Here is a 2,409-nt window from a genome sequence, read left to right on the forward strand (position 1 = left end):
CCGCTGTCCGCACCGCGATGGGGGCCCGGGCGACGCGGCCGTCCTCAGCCCAGCTCGGCGTGGATGGCCAGCATCTGGCTCGTGGAGTCCTCCCAGTTGAAGCGCTCGGCCTGTGTGCGCGCCACGTCCGTGAGGTCACCGCGGCCCAGGACGTCCAGGGCGGCGTCGGCGAAGGCCTCCGGCCGGGAAGGGGCCACGGCGCCGGCGGGGCCGACCACCTCGGAGAGCGCCCCCTCGTCGGGGCACACCACGGGCACCCCGCACGCCAGGGCCTCGAGGGCCGCCAGGCCGAAGGTCTCCACCGGACCGGGGGAGATGGCCAGGTCCGCGCGGCCCAGCACCTCGGCCAGGGCCTGCCGTCCGGAGATGTACTCGTGGAAGGTGACGGGCAGGTCGGCGGAGGACTCCATGAGCTCCTCACGCATCGGGCCGTGCCCCAGCACCGTGAGGTGGGCGTCCACGCCGCGGTCCACCAGCTCGCGCAGGGCGCCGAGGGTCAGGCCGGGGTTCTTCTCCGGGGAGAGGCGCCCGCAGTGCACGATCTGCACCTGTCCCTCGGGCCGCTCGCGCCCGTCCGGGGTGAGCGGGGAGCGCTCGGCCGGCGGCTGGAAGGACTCGAGGTCCACGCCCAGGGTCACCACGCGCGCATCGGCCCCGAAGCGGCGCCACTCTGCGGCCGCGTAGTGGCTCGGGCACACGATGCGGTCGTAGTCCTTGGCGGACTTGCGGTTGATGAAGTCCGCGGTCCGCTCGGCCAGACCCTGCGGGGAGTGCAGGCGGCGCACGAGGATGCCGGTCATGTTCTCGTGGCTCAGCATCATCGTGGGGATGCCGTGGCGGCGCGCCCACGGGCCCAGCCAGCGCAGCGTGGCGCGGTCGTGCACCTCGAGGCGGTCGGGGGCCAGCTCGGTGAGCAGACGCGCCACGGGACGGCGCGCCCACATCAGGGAGTAGCCGGCGCCGGTCGGCGTGGCCGGCAGGTGGTGGACGTGGCCCTGGCTCTGCAGCTCGTGGGGCTCACCGGGCTCGGGGATCACCAGGTGCACCTCGTGGCCGCGCGCGCGGTACTCCTCGCCCCAGTGGCGCAGGGCGGTGCGGATGCCCCCCGAGTTGGGGGCCACGAAGTTGGCGATGCGGACGATGCGCACGTGGGTCAGGTCCTCCGGTCGGGGTCAGCGCCGCACAGACTATCCTCGCGACGCCCCTCGGGCACCGGGGCCAGTAGCTCAGCCGGTCAGAGCAGCGGACTCATAATCCGTCGGTCGTGGGTTCAAGCCCCACCTGGCCCACTTCGGTCCCTCCCCGGACGGCGGACGCCCGGGCCCACAGGTCGTGGGTCCGGGCGTCGATGCCGTGGACGGGTGCTGCGTGATGCGCGTCGACGGCGGTGGTGCGCGGGCTCAGTCGAGCTGCCGGCCGTGGTGGCGCCCCAGCGCGCCGACGGCGATCCAGCACAGGGCCACCAGCAGGGCGCCGCCCATGGCGTAGGCCCGGCTGGGGGTGTCGAAGAGGGCGAAGCCGACGCCGTAGATCATGGTGACGGCCAGGGCGAGGAAGGCGAGCGCGTTGCGGTTCATGGCCCCATCGTGCGCAGTCGTGGCCCCGGGCGCCCATGACTCCTGTCACCAACCGGGCCGGACTCGTGACACCCCGGTGCCTGGCGGCGGTGACGAGTGGGCGCGCCGCTTGGCGGGCCCTCGACGCATGGTGCAGACTGTGCGCACAACTTGAGGGAGCCGCGGCGACCGCCACGGATCGAGGCGTTGGGGAAGACGTCGAGCGATCACAGGAGGTTGCGATGTCCGGCCCCCACCAGCGAGCCCGGGCGACGGGTGTGGTCTTCATCCACGCCACGCCCACCGCGCTGTGCCCCCACCTCGGGTGGGCGATCGAGCATGCCCTGATGCGTGCCGGCGTGCAGGGCGCCCCCCGCATCGACTGGATCGACCAGCCGGCCCAGCCCGGGGCGGTGCGTGGCGAGTTCACCTGGCACGGCCGCCCCGGCACCGGCGCCGCCCTGGCCAGCGCTCTGCGCCCCTTCGACGGCGTGCACTACGAGGTCACCGAGGACCCCACCGTCGGCTCCGACGGTTCCCGCTGGTCGCACACGCCGAGCCTCGGCATCCACCACGCCTCCACGAACGCCGTCGGCGACGCCGTCGTGCACGAGAACCGCCTGCGCGCCGTCCTGGACGCCACCCATGGGGACGCCCGGGCGCTGGCCGACGGCATCGACCGCCTGCTGGGCACCGCATGGGACGCCGAGCTGGAGGTCTACCGCCACGCTGGAGAAGCCGTGCCGGTGCGCCACCTGCACGCTACCGGCTGACCGCCTCCGGCGCGTGACCTCCTGACGCGCTGCCCGCGCGACGACGAGACGCCGGTGGGCCCCCGTGGGGTGCCCACCGG

At 74.2% G+C, this 2,409-nt stretch carries 3 protein-coding genes and 1 tRNA gene; 2 read left to right on the forward strand and 2 right to left on the reverse strand.

What is annotated here, in order from left to right; all coding sequences use genetic code 11:
- Positions 1-44: 44 nt before the first annotated feature.
- A complete protein-coding gene (locus HMPREF3099_RS10425) occupies positions 45-1,148 on the reverse strand; it encodes a glycosyltransferase (RefSeq protein WP_070705902.1) in 1,104 nt (367 codons plus the stop codon).
- A 67-nt stretch (positions 1,149-1,215) separates the two neighbouring features.
- Between HMPREF3099_RS10425 and HMPREF3099_RS10430 the strand changes: the two genes are divergently transcribed.
- A tRNA-Ile gene (locus tag HMPREF3099_RS10430) sits at positions 1,216-1,289 on the forward strand.
- 111 nt (positions 1,290-1,400) lie between these two features.
- Here the strand turns inward: HMPREF3099_RS10430 and HMPREF3099_RS13125 are convergent.
- Complete coding sequence (locus tag HMPREF3099_RS13125) at positions 1,401-1,577, reverse strand: hypothetical protein (protein WP_168168519.1); 177 nt, start codon at positions 1,575-1,577, stop codon at positions 1,401-1,403.
- Between the two features lie 221 nt (positions 1,578-1,798).
- On the opposite strand from HMPREF3099_RS13125, the gene HMPREF3099_RS10435 reads away from it, so the two are divergent.
- Entirely contained in the window at positions 1,799-2,329 is a 531-nt protein-coding gene (locus HMPREF3099_RS10435; RefSeq protein WP_070705904.1) for a DUF3145 family protein, read from the forward strand.
- The last annotated feature ends 80 nt before the right edge of the window (positions 2,330-2,409 follow it).

Source organism: Kytococcus sp. HMSC28H12 (assembly GCF_001816045.1).
GTDB lineage: Bacteria > Actinomycetota > Actinomycetes > Actinomycetales > Dermatophilaceae > Kytococcus > Kytococcus schroeteri.